The sequence below is a fragment of the Nocardia asteroides genome (assembly GCA_019930625.1).
Lineage (GTDB): Bacteria > Actinomycetota > Actinomycetes > Mycobacteriales > Mycobacteriaceae > Nocardia > Nocardia sputi.
Genome location: CP082844.1, coordinates 3,043,384 through 3,060,943 on the forward strand (window position 1 = coordinate 3,043,384; position 17,560 = coordinate 3,060,943).

Annotated in this window: 14 protein-coding genes and 1 pseudogene; 5 read left to right on the forward strand and 10 right to left on the reverse strand. The window is 67.1% G+C overall.

Going from position 1 to position 17,560, the window contains the following annotated elements:
- Positions 1-19 precede the first annotated feature (19 nt).
- The 5 genes from K8O92_13830 to K8O92_13850 form a co-directional block, all read right to left on the reverse strand.
- Positions 20-604: a short chain dehydrogenase gene (locus K8O92_13830; GenBank protein ID UAK34812.1), complete on the reverse strand. Its 585-nt coding sequence runs from the start codon at positions 602-604 to the stop codon at positions 20-22.
- Positions 605-696: 92 nt separating this feature from the next.
- Entirely contained in the window at positions 697-1,248 is a 552-nt protein-coding gene (locus tag K8O92_13835; GenBank protein ID UAK34813.1) for a methylated-DNA--[protein]-cysteine S-methyltransferase, read from the reverse strand.
- Positions 1,245-2,876, reverse strand: coding sequence for a helix-turn-helix domain-containing protein (locus K8O92_13840; GenBank protein ID UAK34814.1), 1,632 nt, complete (start codon positions 2,874-2,876; stop codon positions 1,245-1,247). Before K8O92_13840 ends, K8O92_13835 begins: the two co-directional genes overlap by 4 nt.
- 163 nt (positions 2,877-3,039) lie before the next feature.
- On the reverse strand, positions 3,040-3,300 hold the full coding sequence (locus tag K8O92_13845; protein UAK34815.1) for a YbdD/YjiX family protein: 261 nt from the start codon (positions 3,298-3,300) through the stop codon (positions 3,040-3,042).
- Entirely contained in the window at positions 3,297-5,555 is a 2,259-nt protein-coding gene (locus K8O92_13850; protein ID UAK34816.1) for a carbon starvation protein A, read from the reverse strand. The genes K8O92_13845 and K8O92_13850 overlap by 4 nt, the downstream gene beginning before the upstream one ends.
- A gap of 203 nt (positions 5,556-5,758) precedes the next feature.
- Between K8O92_13850 and K8O92_13855 the strand changes: the two genes are divergently transcribed.
- From K8O92_13855 to K8O92_13865, 3 genes are read left to right on the forward strand one after another with little or no spacing between them, the layout of a single operon-like run.
- The gene (locus K8O92_13855; protein ID UAK34817.1) at positions 5,759-7,072 is read left to right on the forward strand and encodes a sugar ABC transporter substrate-binding protein; all 1,314 of its coding nucleotides are present in this window, start codon (positions 5,759-5,761) and stop codon (positions 7,070-7,072) included.
- Positions 7,069-8,004: a sugar ABC transporter permease gene (locus tag K8O92_13860; GenBank protein ID UAK34818.1), complete on the forward strand. Its 936-nt coding sequence runs from the start codon at positions 7,069-7,071 to the stop codon at positions 8,002-8,004. The genes K8O92_13855 and K8O92_13860 overlap by 4 nt, the downstream gene beginning before the upstream one ends.
- Before the next feature lie 50 nt (positions 8,005-8,054).
- Entirely contained in the window at positions 8,055-8,909 is an 855-nt protein-coding gene (locus K8O92_13865; GenBank protein UAK35685.1) for a carbohydrate ABC transporter permease, read from the forward strand.
- A gap of 61 nt (positions 8,910-8,970) precedes the next feature.
- Here the strand turns inward: K8O92_13865 and K8O92_13870 are convergent, their stop codons facing one another.
- Together K8O92_13870 and K8O92_13875 are read right to left on the reverse strand one after the other, a co-directional pair.
- On the reverse strand, positions 8,971-9,387 hold the full coding sequence (locus K8O92_13870) for a glyoxalase (GenBank protein ID UAK34819.1): 417 nt from the start codon (positions 9,385-9,387) through the stop codon (positions 8,971-8,973).
- A gap of 10 nt (positions 9,388-9,397) precedes the next feature.
- Positions 9,398-10,234, reverse strand: coding sequence for a helix-turn-helix domain-containing protein (locus tag K8O92_13875; protein ID UAK34820.1), 837 nt, complete (start codon positions 10,232-10,234; stop codon positions 9,398-9,400).
- 171 nt (positions 10,235-10,405) lie between these two features.
- Here K8O92_13875 and K8O92_13880 point away from each other — a divergent pair, with 171 nt between their 5' ends.
- Together K8O92_13880 and ychF are read left to right on the forward strand one after the other, a co-directional pair.
- Complete coding sequence (locus tag K8O92_13880; GenBank protein ID UAK34821.1) at positions 10,406-11,329, forward strand: zinc-binding dehydrogenase; 924 nt, start codon at positions 10,406-10,408, stop codon at positions 11,327-11,329.
- A 252-nt stretch (positions 11,330-11,581) separates the two neighbouring features.
- Positions 11,582-12,682, forward strand: a complete 1,101-nt coding sequence (ychF, locus tag K8O92_13885) for a redox-regulated ATPase YchF (protein ID UAK34822.1) — start codon at positions 11,582-11,584, stop codon at positions 12,680-12,682.
- Between the two features lie 61 nt (positions 12,683-12,743).
- Here the strand turns inward: ychF and K8O92_13890 are convergent, their stop codons facing one another.
- From K8O92_13890 to K8O92_13900, 3 genes and pseudogenes are all read right to left on the reverse strand, one after another.
- Complete coding sequence (locus K8O92_13890) at positions 12,744-14,279, reverse strand: hypothetical protein (GenBank protein ID UAK34823.1); 1,536 nt, start codon at positions 14,277-14,279, stop codon at positions 12,744-12,746.
- A gap of 494 nt (positions 14,280-14,773) precedes the next feature.
- Positions 14,774-15,721 carry a hypothetical protein gene (locus K8O92_13895; protein UAK34824.1) on the reverse strand — a complete coding sequence of 316 codons (948 nt, stop codon included), beginning with the start codon at positions 15,719-15,721 and terminating at the stop codon, positions 14,774-14,776.
- 117 nt (positions 15,722-15,838) lie between these two features.
- Positions 15,839-17,158 (reverse strand): annotated as a pseudogene (locus K8O92_13900) (IS256 family transposase).
- Between the last annotated feature and the right edge of the window lie 402 nt (positions 17,159-17,560).

Below are 17,560 nucleotides of genomic sequence, written 5' to 3' on the forward strand. Positions count from 1 at the left end.
AAAATGCCCGGCTGCTCGATCATCTGTGCGGGCGGAACGTCTTGCCCTGAGCGCTTCCTTCGACAGCTTGCACATACGAGCGGGCCACCACATTGACCGGAGTTCCGTCGGCGGGATCGAGACCCATGGACTCGAGTGTCTCCGCCACCCAGCCCGGCCCGACCGCGTTGACCCGCAGACCGCGCGGCATCTCGATCACGGCATGTTCGACGAATGCCTCCAACCCGGCATTGACCAGCGCACCGAACGAACCGCCCACCATCGGACGTTCGAACACGCCACTGGTCAAGGTGATCGAACCTCCATCCCGAAGGTGTTGGATCGCGCGCCGGACCAGGTGCAGTTGCCCGAACAGCTTGCCTTGCAGGCCGCGGATGAAATCGTCGTCGGAGTCCAACGCGGTCAGTTTGCCGCCGGCGGCGGTGACCACTACGGCATCGACATCACGGACCGTCTCGAAGAGCGCGTCGATCGAGGCGGGGTCGTCCAGGTCGACCTGAACCGGGCCGCGCCGAGATGCCCGCACCACCTCGTGATTCGGCTCCAACGCCGCGACGACCGCCGAGCCGATGGTGCCACTCGCGCCGACGACAATGATCTTCAACGCAGTCTCCTCGAGCTTCCACGGCGGAACCGACAGGGTCTCCAACCGACGCTTCGAGCCGATGATTCCCAAGAGCAAGCCGCGCTGTGGATTCAGCGCATGCACCCCTCATGGTCGAGCAACCAACGCTTGATCGGCAATCCCCACCGGAAGCCGCCGAGTGCGCCGCCGATGCGGAGGATCCGGTGGCAGGGCACGAAGAGGGCGGCGGCATTTCGGGCGCACGCGTTGGCCGCGGCGCGGGTGGCGTCGGGGCGGCCGGAGCGGGCGGCGAATTCGGTGTAGGTGAGGGGGCTGCCCGCCGGGACGGTGCGAAGCACCTCCCACGCGTGTAGCAGGAACTCCCCGGACCGCTGGCGAACGGGAACCGGGTCGATCGCCCGGAGGTCGCCCTCGTGGTAGGCGGTGACGGCGCCGGTCACCTCGCCCAGCGAATCTCGTTGCCGCAGTCGGTCAGGGCGCAGGGCGGGGTGGATGAGGCCGCGCAGGTTCTCCGCGTCGGACGTCCAGCCGGAGGCCAAGACCGCGCCGTCGGAGCCGACGAGGGTGGTGAACGGGCCCAGCGGGGTCTGCGTGACCGCGAAATCCGCGGTGGTGGTGCGGGTACCAACGATCTCGGTGCGGAGGGCGATGCTGGCGTTCATGGTTCGACACTGCCTTTCGTGGTGGCGAGCGCTGGGGCTTGGGCGGGTGTGGCGCGGCTGGTCAGCGCCGCTTTCCACAAGTGCATGGACAGGTACGACCGCCACGGCGCCCAGCGCGCGGTGTCGGTCAGGTCGACGCCGAGCAGGGTCGCGCCGCGGCGGACCACCAGGTCGGTGCCGAGCAGGACATCCGGGTCGGCGAGCAGACGCATGGTCACGTAGTCGGCCGTCCACGGCCCCACGCCGTCCAGCGCGAGCAGGTCACGGCGCAGATCGGCCGCGGTGCGTCCCTGGTGCAGCAGCAGTTCACCCGAGGCCACTGCTTCGGCGGCCGCGATGATGGAACGGATCCGCCGCGCCGGTCCGGTCAAGATCTCGGCTCCGCGTTCGGCGATCACCTCCGGCGTCGGGAACAGCAGCGGGACCGGCCCGTCGACCCGCTCGCCGAGCGCCTCGACCAACCGGGCGGTGTGCGTCGCGGCGGCGGACACCGAGATCTGCTGCCCGATCATGGTGCGCAGCAGCAGTTCGGTTCCGTCCAGGCAGCCGGGCACCCGGATACCCGCGCTGAACGAGGGCCGTCCCGCGCCGAGCGGGTCCACCTCGGTCAGCGCATCGCCTTCGGGCGGCGACCCCGCCCCCGCGTCCGGCAGGTACTCGGTGCCGTTCTCCGGCAGTCGTTCGGAGGAAGGGCCGCCCGCCGCGGGTCCGGCGCCGAGCGCTTCATCGATCCCGACCGGATCGGCGTCCAGATCCAGCAGGTGCCGCAGCCGGGTCACCGTCGGCGCGAGGTCGCGCATGTCGTGCAGGGACAGCTCCGCCCGCACGTGGTCGCGCTGGAAGCTCAGCCGCGCGGTGGCGTGCCCGTGTGGCGTGCGCAGGTTCCTGGTGTAGGTGCGGTTGTCCCACAGTTCCATGCCCGGTACGACGTGGGCGGACAGGAACCACTCCAGCCAAGCCCGGTCGAGCGGCTCCCGGTAGGGCAGCCGCAATGTGAGCGAGCCGCTGCCGGTCGGCGCCGGACGCGCGGGGACGCCGGTTTTCGCGCGTTGCGCCTCCAGCCGCATGGTGGTGGGACTGACCGCGAACACCTCGCGGACCGTGTCGTTGAACTGGCGGATGGAGGTGAAGCCCGCCGCGAACGCGATGTCGGACATGGGCATCGCGGTGGTCTGGATCAGCAGCCGCGCGGTGTGCGCCCGGTGCGCCCTGGCCAGCGCCAACGGCCCCGCGCCCAGCTCGGTGGTCAGCACCCGGGTGAGCTGGCGCTGGGAATAGCCGAGCGTGGCGGCCAGCCCGGGCACTCCGGCCCGCTCGACCACGCCGTCACCGATCAGCCGCATCGCGCGCGCGGCCAGATCCGCCCTCGTGTTCCACAGCGGCGAGCCCGGCGCGGCGTCCGGCAGGCAGCGGCGGCAGGCGCGAAAACCCGCCTGCTGCGCCGCGGCGGCGGTCGGCAGGAACGACACGTTCGCCCGCTTCGGCGTGATCGCCGGACACGAAGGGCGGCAATAGATTCCGGTGGTTCGCACCGCCGTGAAGAATTGCCCGTCGAATCGCGAGTCCCGGGTCGACACCGCCCGGTAGCAACGTTCGAAATCCAATGCCGTGATCGTCACGCACACCACAATGGCAGCTGCGACGAACCCGTGCTAGCGGAAATCGGCCAGCACCGCCCGGGGTCGTCGCTACCTCGCACAACGGGTCATGACATCGCACAACGCCTGCCTGGTCGCCGGTTGGGGCAACTACCGAATCGACGTGTGGCGGCGCGCACCGAAATTCTGCCGCTCAGCAGCAGCGATTGGCCGGATTGCGATCCGCTTCCGCATGCCGCTGCCGCCAGTACTCCCGCTCGGTCGGGATCGCGCAGCCCGGATGCCTGCGCCGCAGGTGCGCGACGTAGCGCTGGTAGTCCTGCCCGCCGAGGATCGAGTTCCACCACCAGACGGCCGCTCGAACGCCGTGGCGGCAGGCGTGGGCCGCGGCGCGCAGCCGGGTGCCGACCGGTCGCACGGACCGGTCGGCACCCGAGGTCGCGGAGTCGCTCATTGCGCGTGGACGTGGGCCGCGCCGGGGGCGCGCACCTGTCCGGTCGCGATCAACTCGTCCCACTGCTTCTGGACTTCCTTCTCCGCCGCGGTGGCGACGAATCCGCTGGGCGCGAAGATCTTCGACGGCTCCTCCGGCGTCTCGGTGGTCGTCGTCTCGCCGGAGCGCCATGCGCGGTAGGCCACCACAGCTCCGACGATCGCCACGATCAACACCAGCACCGCGAACACGATCGACAACGTGCCCTGGATGAAGGTATTGCGCACGATCGCGTCCATATCGTCCTGGGTCTTCGCCGTCAGGCAGAGTTTGCCTGCCTCCTGGGCGGTCTCGCAGATGCTGTGCTGCTTCCAGTATCCGAGCTTCGGATCGTCGGAGAAGATCTTCTGCCACGACGCCGTCATGGTCACCACCAGATCCCAGGCCAGCGGAATGCCCGGAATCCAGGCCCATTTGGCGAGGCCCTTCTTCACCACGATCACCAGCACCACGGTCAACGCCATGGCAGCGAGCAACTGGTTGGCGATGCCGAACAGCGGGAACAGCGTATTGATGCCGCCCAGCGGGTCGGTGACGCCCATCAGAAGGATCGAACCCCACGCGCCGACCACGATCGCCGAGCACAGCCACGCGCCCACCCGCCAGGACGGGTCACGGAATTTCTTCGCGGGCCCGCCGAAGTTGCCCAGCGCGTCGGAGAGCATGAACCGCGCCACGCGGGTGCCCGCGTCGATCGTGGTGAGGATGAACAGCGCCTCGAACATGATCGCGAAGTGATACCAGAAGGACTTCATGCTCGCGCCGCCGAGGAACTGGTGGAACACCTCGGAGATGCCGACCGCCAGCGTCGGCGCGCCGCCGGTGCGGGAGATGATCGTCGATTCGCCGACGTCACTGGCCGCCTGGTTCAGTTCCTCCGGTGTCACCGGGGGACCGCTGAGCCCGAGACCGTTGGTGTAGGCCGCGGCCTTCTCCGCGGTTCCGCCGGTGAGGCCCAGCGGCGCGTTCATCGCGAAGTACAGGTGCTGGTCGATGATGGAGGCGGTGATGATGGCCATGACCGCGACGAACGACTCCATCAGCATGCCGCCGTAGCCGATCATCCGCGCGTGCGATTCCTTCTCCAGCAGCTTCGGCGTGGTGCCGGAGGAGACCAGCGCGTGGAAACCGCTCAGCGCGCCGCAGGCGATGGTGATGAACAGGAACGGGAACAGCGAGCCCGCGAAGGCCGGGCCGGTGCCGGTGGAGGCGAAACTCGACACCGCGGGCGCCTGCAGCACCGGCAGCGTGACCAGGATGCCGACCGCGAGCAGCACGATGGTGCCGACCTTCATGAACGTCGACAGGTAGTCGCGCGGCGCCAGCAGCAGCCACACCGGCAGCACCGAGGCGAAGAAGCCGTAGGCGATCAGCAGCCAGGAAATGGTCACCGGTGAGAGCGTGAACCAGTCCGCGCCCCAATCGGTTTCCGACACCCAGCCGCCGCTCACGATGGCCAGCAGCAGCAGGCCGAACCCGATCGCGGAGACCTCGCCGACCTTGCCGGGCCGCAGGAACCGCAGGTACACACCCATGAACAGCGCTATCGGAATGGTCATGCCGATCGAGAAGACGCCCCATGGGCTGTGCGCGAGCGCGTTGACGACCACCAGCGCGAGCACGGCCAGAAGGATCATCATGATCACCAGGACGCCGACGATGGCCGCCCAACCGCCGATCACGCCGAGTTCGTCCCGGGCCATCTGTCCGAGACTGCGACCGCGTCGCTTCATCGAGACCCACAGCACCAAGTAGTCCTGCACCGCACCGGCCAGCACCACGCCGACCACGATCCAGATGGTCCCGGGCAGGTAGCCCATCTGCGCGGCCAGCACCGGGCCGACCAGGGGACCAGCGCCCGCGATGGCGGCGAAATGGTGCCCGTAGAGCACCCGCCGGTCCATCGGCATGTAGTCCTTGCCGTTCTCCAGGATCTCGGCGGGCGTGGCCAGGTCGTCGCGCGGTTCGACGACCTTTCGTTCGATGAACCTGGCGTAGAACCGGTAGGCGATGACGTAGGTGGACACCGCTGCGATCACGATCCACACCGCGTTCACCGATTCGCCCCGCGATATGGCGAGCACCGCCCAGGCTATGGCGCCGAGTACGGCGATCCCGGCGAAGATCAATTTCTTGGCCGGGGTGATCGGGGACTTGTCGACCACGCCGACGGGCGGCAGATCGGGATCGGTCCGCAGATATTCGATTGTCGCCATCGGCCTACTCTCCTGTAAAACGCGCAGGATCTTGCTGAAACACGTGACAACGTATCCGATCGGTGCGCGCCGCCGTGCCGATTCCGGACGCCGGACGGGCACCGTGAAATATTGTTCATGTGTCGGCCGTCACCACGTGATTGCCGAACGTATGCTGCCATGCGGTTCGAGGAGTTCCACATCCGCCCCGGAGGAGGGCTGTGTTGCGTGCGAATCCCGTCGCCCGGGTCCGTCGCCGGACGGTGCTCGGGTCGGCGCTGGCCGCCGGGCTGCTGGCGAGTGGCGGTTGCGGTTCCGATGACGACGCGCTGACCTTCTTCTTCCAGGCCAGGCCGGAGGAGGCTCGGGTCCGGCTGAAGATCATCGACGAGTTCCGGAAACGGCACCCCGGCATCAGGATTCGCACCATCATGTCGGGACCGGACCCGCTGCAGCAGATGCTCACCTACTGCGCGGGCGGTAAGTGCCCGGACGTACTGATGGCCTGGGAACTGCTGTATTCCGGCCTGGCCCAGCGCGGCGTGCTGCTGGACCTGAACACGCTGCTCGACCGCGATCCGCGCTACGCCGCCCAGCTCCGCGCCGACAGCTACTCGGCGCTGTACGACACCTTCGCCTACGCCGGTGGGCAATACGCGCTGCCCGAGCAGTGGTCCGGGGTGTTCCTGTACTACAACCGGGAATTGTTCGAGCAGGCTGGGCTCACCGCGCCCGCGCGCTGGCGTGACGCCTGGTCGTTCGAGGAGTTCCTGGCCGCGGCCAAGGCGTTGACCGGGACGGATTCTTCCGGGCGGACCCGGTGGGGCTTCGTCGACGCCTGGGTGCCGTACTTCTCGGCGGCTTGCTTCGGCATGAACAACGGCGCCGAATGGTTCTCACCCCCGGTGAACCCCACCAGGACGAACCTCGGCGATCCACGCTTCGCCGAAGGATTCCAGTTCTACGCCGACCTCGCCGTACGCCACCGCGTGGCCCCGAAAGCCGCCGACACGCTCTCGGTTTCGGCCCCCGACCTGTTTCGTCGGGGACGGGCGGCGATGGCGCTGGGCGGGCACTGGCTGTATTCCGAATTCGCGGGGCACGACGATCTCGCCGTCGATGTCACGGTGCTGCCGGTCGGCCCGCACGGCGGACCCGGCGCGATCACCGACGTCGGCAGTACGGGCCTGGCCATCGCCGCGGACAGCCCGCGCATCGAACAAGCCTGGGAGTTCGTGAAATTCGCGACCGGGCCGGTCGGGCAGGCGATCATCGCCTCCTCCGGCCTGTTCGTCCCGGTCCTGGAATCTGCGATGCGCTCGCCGGGTTTCGCTGCCGCGCATCGGGAGATCCGCAATCTCGAAGTGTTCACCGACGGCCCGTCCAGCTCTCGTCCCCTGCCGGTGACTCCCGCCTGGGGCAAGGTCTCCGCCTTGCTCGAGCGCGGCTCCAATCGGGTGCTGCGCGGCGCCGCCACGGCCGCGTCCCTGGACGGACGCTTCGCCTCCGATGTCGACGCGCTGCTGGACACGCCATGAACCGGGCACGGCGGTCGCGAACCGCGAGCATAGACCTGCGCGGCGTCGCTTCGCGCTTGGCGCGACAGCGGGAACGAGCGGGTTGGGCATTCGTCGCGCCCAATGTGGCGGCGGTCGCGATTTTCCTGTTGTTCCCGTTGGTATTTTCGCTCTATCTGAGTTTCCATTCGTGGGACTTGTTCGGCCCCATGCGTTTTGTCGGTCCGGACAACTACCGGCGGCTGTTCGCATCCGACCCGTTGTTTCTCATCGCGCTGCGCAATACGGCCGTTTTCACGGTGCTGACCTCAGCGCCCACGATAGCGATCGGACTAGCCGTCGCCGCCGCGCTGAATCGAAAGCTGGCCGGCATCGGTATATTTCGCACCATCGCGTTTCTGCCGCTGGTCGCGTCGGCGGTCGCCATGGCGGTGGTGTGGCGGTTCCTGTTCACCGACGACGGATTGCTCAATGTCGCGCTCGGCTGGATCGGCATCGACGCGGTGCCCTGGCTCACTCACCCCGACTGGGCGCTGGTCTCGCTCAGCATCGTCACAGTGTGGAAGAGCGTGCCGTTCGCGACGGTCATCCTGCTCGCCGCCATGCAGGGGGTGCCCGAGACGCTCTACGAGGCGGCGAAGATCGACGGGGCGGGCGCGCTGCGGCGGTTCTCCGCGATCACCCTGCCGCTGATCCGGGGGCCGCTGTCGTTCGTCTTCATCATCACGATCATCAACTCGGTGCAGGCCTTCGACCAGGCCTACGCGCTGACCGGCGGCAACGGCGGACCGGAGACGGGGACCTACCTGCTGGGGATCATGCTGTTCCAGAACGCGTTCGGCTTCTACGAGGTCGGGTACGCCTCCGCGCTGGCCTGGGTGATCTTCGCGCTGCTGTTCCTGCTGACGCTCGTGCAACTGCGGATGGCCCGGCGGGCGGAGGTGCAGCAGTGAACACCTACGAGGTCGTGCTACGCGCGCTGCCGGTCCGGCGCGATCGCGTGATCGTCGCGGCCGGCCGGGCCGACCGGGCGATCGTGCGGCGGGTACTACGCGGGACCGCGGCGTATGCGGTGCTGGTCGGCATCGCGTGGTGTGCGCTCCTGCCGATCCTGTGGGCGGTGTCCGGCTCGCTGAAACGCGACGGCGAGATCGCCGACGCCGCCTTCCTTCCGCAACGGCCGCAGTGGTCGAACTACGGAAAGGTCTTCGACCTGCTGCCGATGGGGCGGATGCTGCTCAACACCACGATCTACGCGCTGTGTGTCACGGCGGGGCAGGTCTTCTTCTGCTCGCTGGCCGGGTACGCCTTCGCGCGCTTGCGGTTTCGTGGGCGCGACATGTTGTTCCTCGCCTACTTGGCGACGCTGATGGTGCCGTTGACCGTGACCGTGATCCCACAGTTCCTGTTGATGCGGGCGTTCGGCTGGGTCGACACCCCCTGGGCGATGATCGTGCCCGGCCTATTCGGCAGCGCGTTCGGCACCTATCTGATGCGGCAGTTCTTCCGCACGCTGCCCGAGGAACTGGAGGAGGCCGCCATCCTCGACGGCTGCTCTACGTGGCAGGTCTACTGGCGGGTCCTGCTGCCGCACACCCGCCCCGCCTTGATGGTGCTCGCCGTGCTCACCTGGATCACCGTGTGGAACGACTTCCTCTGGCCGCTGGTCATGATCCAGCGCGAGGATGTCGCCACCGCGACACTGGGTCTGGTCCGGCTGCAAGGCCAGTACCACACCCAGTGGCCCATTCTGATGGCCGCCGCGGTAGTCATCCTGCTTCCGCTGCTGGTGATCTACGCGATCGCCCAGCGCGCGTTCATCCGCGGCATCGCGATGTCGGGGCTCGGCGGGCGCTGAGGGGTGCCGCGGGGCTCGGGCCAGCCCAGCGGCAGGTGACGGACGGGCGTTGCCGGTCGCGTCAGGCGCCCCAGTAGGTGCCGAAGCTCCACAGGTTGCCCTCTGGGTCGCGGACCGTGAAGCCGCGCGAGCCGTAGTCCTCGTCGCGCAGGCCACGGACCACCTCGGCGCCCGCGGCGGTGGCCCGGGCGAACAGGACGTCCGGTTCCTCGCAGACCAGGTACACCGAGTCGGTGCCGGTCGGGCGGCTGCCGAACGGTCCATCGTCCTTGCCCGCCGAGCCGAACATGATGCCGCCGCCCAGCGGCCAGCGCAGTTCGGCGTGCTCGACGATCGACGGGTCGTCGTCGCGGGCGTAGAGCGCGGCTTCCCGGAAGCCGAACGCCTCGACGAGGAAGGTGGCCATGGCGCGGGCATCGCGGAAGGTCAGCGTGGGCCAGACGGCGGTGCGGGTGCTGGTTTCTGTCGGATTCGTCATGCGCCCATCGTCATCCGGCGAACTCGTCGGTGGCTTGTACGGATGGAACCTCCTCGGCCAGCCAGCTCGTCGGGCTCGTGCCCGCCAGGTCGGCGAAGTCACGATCCAGATGGGCCTGGTCGTAGTACCCGCAGGCGGCGGCCACCTGGGCGATGGTGATGTACGAGGGTGTATGCGCGAGAATCCGGCGCGCTCGTTCGAACCGGGTGATCCGCGCGGCGAGCTTCGGACTCAAGCCGAACTCGCGGTTGAACCGGCGCGTCAGGTGCTGCCTGCTCCATCCGATCTCCTCGGCCAGCGGACCGACCGCGACGCCTCCGCCAGAATCGACCACGGTGCGCCACGCCCAGGCCAGTTCGGGACCGACCGCGCGATCCGGGTCGGCGAGCGCCGAGAGCACCCGATCACAGGCGGAGAAACGTTCCGGCCAGGTCGGCGCGTATTGCAACCGCTCCCACAGCTCCAAGCCGACGGGACCGACCACGTCGGAGAATTCGACCGTCGTATCCCACAGCGCCGCCGCGGGCAGCCCGAACAGGGTGCGGCATCCCAGGGGCGTCAGCTCCACGGCCACACCTTCCTGGTGACCGTTGTGCGCGATCAGCGCCGTGCTCGCCTGCAAGCCGCTCAGCACACAGCGGTAGTCCTGCGGAGATTGTCGCGGATCGGTCTGCTCGACGACATCGATCGTCGGGCCGATCGCGACGATGAAAGTCATGTGCCGAGAGGGCAACCCGCGATGGATCGACGCGGCGAACCCGGACATGCGATACCCGATGTAGCGGTCGATGAACGCCGCGAGCACCGGTGCCGGACGCGCCGTCACCACCTCCGTGGTCGGCTCCATAGGGGTCACGCTACGCCGGGGGACCGACATCGCAAGGTGAGCAGGGCTGACACGACATCTCTCCACCGATACCGGGCAACGGTGAGATGTACCACTACAGCGCGTAGTGGACTGTGGTAACCCGCTGCGCGCCGGTTACCGTTGCGCCTCCTAACGATTTCTGGAGGTGCGATGCGGCGGGTGCAGTACGAGCGCAGCGGTGGTCCCGAGGTGCTCGAGCTCGTCTCGGTCGAGGTCCCGACGCCAGGGCCGGGTGAGCTGCTGGTCCGCGTCGAGGCGGTCGGGGTGACCCTGCCGGTGGTGCGGAAGGTGCGTGAGCGGCGCGAACCCGTCGCGCTGGGCGGTGAGATCGCCGGTGAGGTGGTCGCGGTAGGCGAGGGCGTCGACCGGTACACGCCCGGCTATCGAGTGACCGGCCTGGTGTTCGGGCACGGCTATGCCGACTACGCCCTGCTTTCGGCGGCCATGGCCTCGCCGATTCCCGACGGAGCGTCGGCGGTCGACGCGGTCGCGCTGGTGCGCAGCGGTCTGGTCGCCCTCGGCGCGCTGGACGCCGCGTCTCCGCGGGAGGGCGAGTCCGCCCTGCTCACCGCCGCCGCGAGCGGCGTCGGCCACCTCGCGGTCCAACTCGCCCGGGTGCGCGGCGCGGCGCGGGTGGTCGGCGCGGTGTCGGATCTGGCGAAGGCGGAGTTCGTGCAGAAACTCGGAGCCGACGACGTCGTCGAGTACCGCCAGGAGTCCTGGGGCGCTCCGGCCGACTATGTGCTCGACGCGGTCGGCGGCGACCTGCTCCCGCCCGCCCTCGCCGCCCTGGCCCCGGGTGGACGGTTGGTCGCCTACAGCTCCGGCGGCGGCACCGTCCAGGCATACGACCTGCTCACCGGCGCGAAATCGGTGATCGGCTTCCAAATGGCCCGGATCGCCCAGGGACAACCCGAGCTGTACGAGCACTGGCGGCAGGAACTGTGGCAGTACTTCGCCTCCGGCCAACTACGCCCCGCCGTGCACGCCGAGTTCCCCTTCGAGCAAGCCGCAGCCGCCCACACCGTCATCGAGCAACGCGCCAACCTCGGCAAAGTCGTCCTCATCCCCTGAGGCGCGACCGCGAGTGGCACGACCGCGGCGAGCTTCGCTGTGCTGTGCCACTCGCGCTATCGGGGCCGGTTGATCGCCGGTGGCGCGGGTCTGCTGGCCGGATCACCGTGTGTCGCGGGGTGCGTGATGAGGCGGTATCGGTTCGAGTATTGAGCGGTGTCCTATCCGCAAGACGTCCCTGCTGGTGACGATGCTTGCCTTCGGGCAGGCGCGGGGGAGCGGGGTCGGTGCGCCGCGTAGACTCTCTTCCTCGTGAGTCTCACCCTCGGAATCGTCGGCCTGCCCAACGTCGGAAAGTCGACGCTGTTCAACGCGTTGACCAAGAACGACGTGCTCGCCGCGAACTACCCGTTCGCGACCATCGAGCCCAACGTCGGCGTCGTCGCGCTGCCCGATCCGCGGCTGAACAAGCTGGCCGAGATCTTCTCCTCCGAGCGGATCGTGCCCGCCACGGTGTCGTTCGTCGACATCGCGGGCATCGTCAAGGGCGCCTCCGAGGGCGCGGGCCTGGGCAACAAGTTCCTCGCCAACATCCGCGAGGCCGACGCGATCTGCCAGGTGGTCCGCGTGTTCGCCGATGACGATGTGGTGCACGTCGACGGCCGCGTCGATCCCGGCGCCGACATCGAGGTGATCGAGACCGAACTCATCCTCGCCGACCTGCAGACCCTGGAGAAGGCGGTCGTGCGGCTGGAGAAGGAAGCCAAGGTCAAGAAGGAGCGCAAGCCGGTCGCCGACGCCGCCAAGGCCGCGCAGGAGATCCTCAACAGCGGCACCACCCTGTTCGCCGCGGCCGACAAGGTGGAGACCGAACTGCTGAAAGAACTTTCGCTGCTCACCACCAAGCCCTTCCTCTACGTCTTCAACGCCGACGAGTCGGTGCTCACCGACGAGGCGAAGGTCGCCCAACTGAAAGCCTCCGTCGCCCCCGCCGATGCGGTCTTCCTCGACGCCAAGGTGGAAGCCGAACTCCTCGAACTCGACGAGGAGTCCGCCACCGAACTCCTCGAATCCATCGGCCAAACAGAACCCGGCCTGCACGCCCTGGCCCGCGCCGGCTTCCACACCCTCGGCCTGCAGACCTACCTCACAGCAGGCCCGAAAGAAGCCCGCGCCTGGACCATCCACCAGGGCGACACCGCCCCGAAGGCAGCGGGCGTCATCCACACCGATTTCGAACGAGGCTTCATCAAGGCCGAAGTCGTCGCCTTCGACGACCTGGTCGAAGCGGGTTCCATGGCCGCAGCCAAAGCCGCGGGCAAGGTGCGCATGGAGGGCAAGGACTACGTCATGGCGGACGGCGACGTGGTCGAATTCCGAAGCGGAGTAGCCTCACCGTCCAAGAACAAGTAGCGCTCGCGGACTGGTGAGAGGCCCGCCTATCGGGAGCCGAACCCGTCCGCAATCGGTAGCGCTACGGTGACGACGCCTCATCGATGACCCGGATTCGGTGGTCATCGAGGGGGTATCCGTTCTCCCCCTCGATCCGAACCGCCTCGATCTTGGCCTTCATCTGTGGATCGACACCGTTCATGAAGTGCCACTGATGTTCTGGCGGCTTGCCGTCCACCCAGTACTCGCGATTCATGTGCGAGATGGCGAGCTGTCGACGCGCTTGTGTTTCGTAAGTCCGTTCCCGCAGGGGCTGAATCTCCAGCCCGGCAGTTTTGACCTCGTGCCACACCCGGCCTTCATCGGTGACGATGTCGACCTCGCTAGTCAGCCGTGCGCCCATCGGCGCCCGGACGTCGACCTCGGCACCGAGATCATGAATGTTGTCGAGCTTCGCGGCCATCTGGACCTCGCCCTCGATTCCTTGGACGCCGGTGTGGTTTCCCTGCAGGACGGAGCGAATAACCGACGTGTCGGCGTCTGCAGCGGCAGCCTCGTCCGCGAGTGCGGTGACGCGGTCACGGGTTGCCTCGAGTGCGGCCTGCCAGCGATCCGCGCCCTTGTCCAACAACTCCGGCGAGCGCTCCACCAGTGCGTTCAACCGGTCCTGCACCGTGTCCAGATAATCATGCGTACCCTGGATCAGCTCAGGAAGCGGCCGAACATCCCGACTGTAGATGTCGGCAATCCAATCGGGAGCATCGTCGCCCTTGATGGCCGACAGCGTTGCCTGCCGCATCCACTGGTCGGTGTTGTTCACCGCAACGCTGTCCAGGTTCTGCTGGGTCTTCGGCGAGTGCACGTAGGCGTCGGCTTCCCGTCTGGCGAGCCAGTCACCGACCTCGGGAGGATACCCGGCTCTTTTCAGTTCGGTCAGGGTTCGCCGCAGCATTGCCTGGTGAGTACGTTCCTCGGGCGCGCGCCGACACTCCTGGTACCGCTCGTACAGCTTCCTTTCCGCCTGTTCCAGCATCTGCGGCGAGACACCGCGACTCTCGATACGCGCGAGTGCCGGCCGGAGACCGTCGGGGAACGCGGCCGTGTCGGCCCGCGGCGGCACCGCGTCGGCCCGGCGAAACCGCTCGATGAGGCCCACCTTGTCAGCCCACCGGGCGGTCTCGGCCTCCGCGCTCGTCATCGCTCGCTGAGCACGCGCACTCAGCAGGTAGTCGTCCACCTGGCCGCGCGCTGTCGCGCGCGCTACGTCCGCCGGCATACCCTCCCGGGCCAGCTGCTCCGACCGGTCGGCGAGGAACTCGCGGCGTAACTGCGCTTCCCGTTCCGCGGACAGCCGTTCGTAGCGCGCCAGCACCGCCAGCTCCGCGTGCCGCGCAGTGTCAGCCCTCAATCCCGAATCGTGAACGCGGGCAAGCAGATCCCCGATCGCGTCCGGCCCGTCGCTGGTGCCGGTGGGCGCATCACGATCCGCGAATGTTCCGTGCCCGAACTTCGCATCCGCAAGCATCCGATCCTGGTGCGTTAACTCTTGCTCCACGTCCCGCACGACACCGGTCGTCTCGACGGACCGTCGCTTGGCCGCCCAGCCGGCCTCGAACATCCGCTCGGACAGCTGCGCGCTCAGTGCCCGATACGCGTCGGCGATGCGTTCGCCTTTCACACCCTCTACTCGAGCACACTGCGGCGCGGCCCATTCTTCGCCGCTGGGAAGCCGGTCCAGTTCGTCGACGGCGCTGGCCGGTCAGCGACCCACGGTCAGTCGTGAGGTCGCGCTTCGACGTAGTACTCGGCCGACAACACCCGCACCCCTGCTGCGGTGTCGAGACCAGCATTCCGGGAATGGCTGCGGGGAGGGCGATTCGTTCGGCACTTCGATGTTTTCCGAGGCCGGGGGACGGCGACCGCCTGTGCCGAAGCCTCTCCTGCGGTGCAGAGCAGGGCGCCCGAAAATCGGCATGGGCGCGCACTCGAGTTCGCTAGGTCAGCCGGGTGATGCGGCGGGAGTACGCCGTATCCTACGGAGCAGAGATTGTTTTGCTTCGGAACGGAGATATTGTCAAATCCGGTGGATGAGTCGTTCGATAGTAGCCGCTGTCAGCGGAACTTGGTCCAGATGAGAGGGTCCTGCCAGCCTGGTCGATCATCCATCCATCCGGTGAAGGCCGCCAGGACCGCGTCACGGGAATCTGTGGTGGTCTGGAAATGGTCGTCCGGGCTGCCGTTGCGGTATTCCAGGTCGAAAGTGTTGTCTTGGTGTCGGTAGGTTTGGATGTAGACCTGCTCGGCGTTGAGTCGCTCGAGGATCAGGAAGTTATTGTTCGGTGCGGCCAGCTCCGACAACAGGGTCGATAGCGTGTGCTTCGATGGGTCGTCTTTGCAGACGCCGTTTTCGCTCATTGCGCGCCATGATGCCCCGGCAGCAGGTGCTGAGCCGGGCGGGCCCAGCAAGAATCCACACAGCGGGATCTCCAACGCCTTCTCCTCGTCAGGATGAGCGCAGCCTTCCAGGGTGTATCCGAAGAATGCCCGCAACGCCTCTTCGCCCAGCGCCAGCGGGTGGAACGGCAGCGGGTAGTCCTCGACGGGATGATGTCCGTCCCAGTAAGGTTGCTCGAACGGTAGCGGCTTTCCGATGTCCTCCCGCACGCCGTCGTCAGGGGACAAACTCAGCGACCTGATCAGTGTGTGGTCCTCCCACGCCGCGAAGGCCAAAGAGTCGGTCATGCTGAACATCGAGTGTGCAAAGACCCGTCGCCCCGGTTTCGGGTCGAGCAGATGAAGCGGGAGGGTCGAGGGTCTATGGGTGGACACTTCGGCGCTGTAGACGATCCGCACACCGGGAAAACAACCGAGATAGACCAGACCCTCGGCTGGAAGCCCGAGTTCACCGAGCAAACCATCCTGGGCCGCTTCGATCGACCGGCCCGGGAACAATTGTGCAATCGCTTCACCGGCCGCGTCCCGGTCGAGTGCAGGCTCGGACCGCAGCACTGTGATCGGGTCCTGGTCGGCATGGACGAGCATCGCGGTCTTCGCCCCCATCGAGTCCTCCCGAGTTCGATGCGGAATTTCGCATCCCGGCCGAAACCGTTTTTCATGAGCGTTTGCGCCCAGAATCAGGTCGGGGAGGAGTGTTGTCAAATCCTCTGGATGACAGTTTCAGGCGACCTCTGTTGTGGTGGCGTAGGTGGCAGGGTCGGTGACTGTTGGCTCGGGTGTTACAGAGGTCGGCCGTTGCAGCAGTTTGCCCTTGTGGAACAGCGCGCCGTTGCGGACGAGGGCGACCGGGTGCGGGGCGTTGACTGCACGCCAGCGGGCTTGGGCAGCCTCGATCAGCTTGTAAGCCATAGCCATTCCGGCCGAGCGGGAGCCGGGTCCCTTGGTGACTTTGGTTCGTAGTCGCACGGTGGCGAAGGTCGACTCGATCGGGTTCGTGGTGCGCAGGTGGATCCAGTGCTCTGCCGGGTATTTGTAGAACTGGAGCAGCACGTCGAGATCGTCGACGATCTTGGCGACGGCTTTCGGATACTTCGCGCCGTAGTCGATGTCGAAGGCTTTCACCGCGATTTGCGCTTTGTCGATATCTTCGGCCATGTAGATGTCCGTCATAGACGCGATCGCGCCAGGATGCGCCGATTTCGGCAGGGCGGCAAGGACATTGGCCTGCTTGTGGAACCAGCAACGTTGCTCACGCGTTTGCGGGAACACATCCCGCAGCGCTTTCCAGATCCCCAGCGCCCCATCACCGACTGCGAGCACAGGTGCGGCCATGCCGCGACGACGGCAATCACGCAGCAGATCCGCCCAGGATCCGGTGGATTCACGGTAGCCGTCGGTGAGCGCAACCAGCTCTTGCGGCCGTCGGCACGCACCCCGATCATGACCAGCAGGCACAGTTTCTCCCGTTCGAGCCGCACCTTCGTGTGGATGCCGTCCACCCACAGGTACACGTAATCGGTGCCCGAAAGGTCCCGGGCGGCGAAGGCACGAGCCTCGTCTTGCCATTGCCTGGTCAGCCGGGTGATCGACGCCGCCGACAGGCCCGCACCGGAGCCGAGGAACTGCTCGAGCGCGGGACCGAAATCTTCGGTGGACAGCCCCATGCAGATACAGCAGCGGCAGCACCTCGCTCACCTGCGGCGACTTCCGCGCCCACGCGGGCAGGATCGCCGAGGAAAACCGTTTACGGCTACCAGTTTCCGGATCGACGCGCTTGTCATTGACCCGCGGCGCTTTCACAGTCACCGCCCCGGCGGCGGTCAGCACCTGACGTTCGTTGTGATAGCCGTTGCGCACCACCAGGCGGTGGCCGTTCTCGTCGAGCTCGTCGGCGAACCGCTCGATATGCGCGGCGACCTCCGCCTTCAACGCGGCCTCGAGCATCTTGCGAGCACCGTCACGGACAATCTCATCCAGCAACGACCGCCCGAAACCGTCGCCGTCGTTGGATCCTGCCCCGCCGTGAACTACCGTGAGCACGGGCGTACCTTCCTAACCAGCGTTGGCGCGCTGGCCTTGATCAACTACATGTTCCCAAGAAGATCATCCACCGGGAAGGTCCGCCCTCCACCGGGGTCATTTACAGGTCTTGATCATTGCTCTTCGGAACGCGACTCGGTGTATGGGCAGGGGGTTTGACGTGCCGATATGGGATGTCAATATGGTCGAGTTCCGCTTCAACGTTTAGTCGGGCCGACCCGCTGACGAGACCGTGGATGTCGGGGGAGCATAGACAACGAGGTCGCGCCTGCGAACCAGGCCGGTATGCGCACCGCCAATGCGCTGAGGGGTCCGTGGGGATGGATCTGCAGCAACAAGTAAGGGGAAGGAGTCCCACTGTGTGAGCGTTTGCCGCACTGCGTTGATCCGTTGGAGCACAGT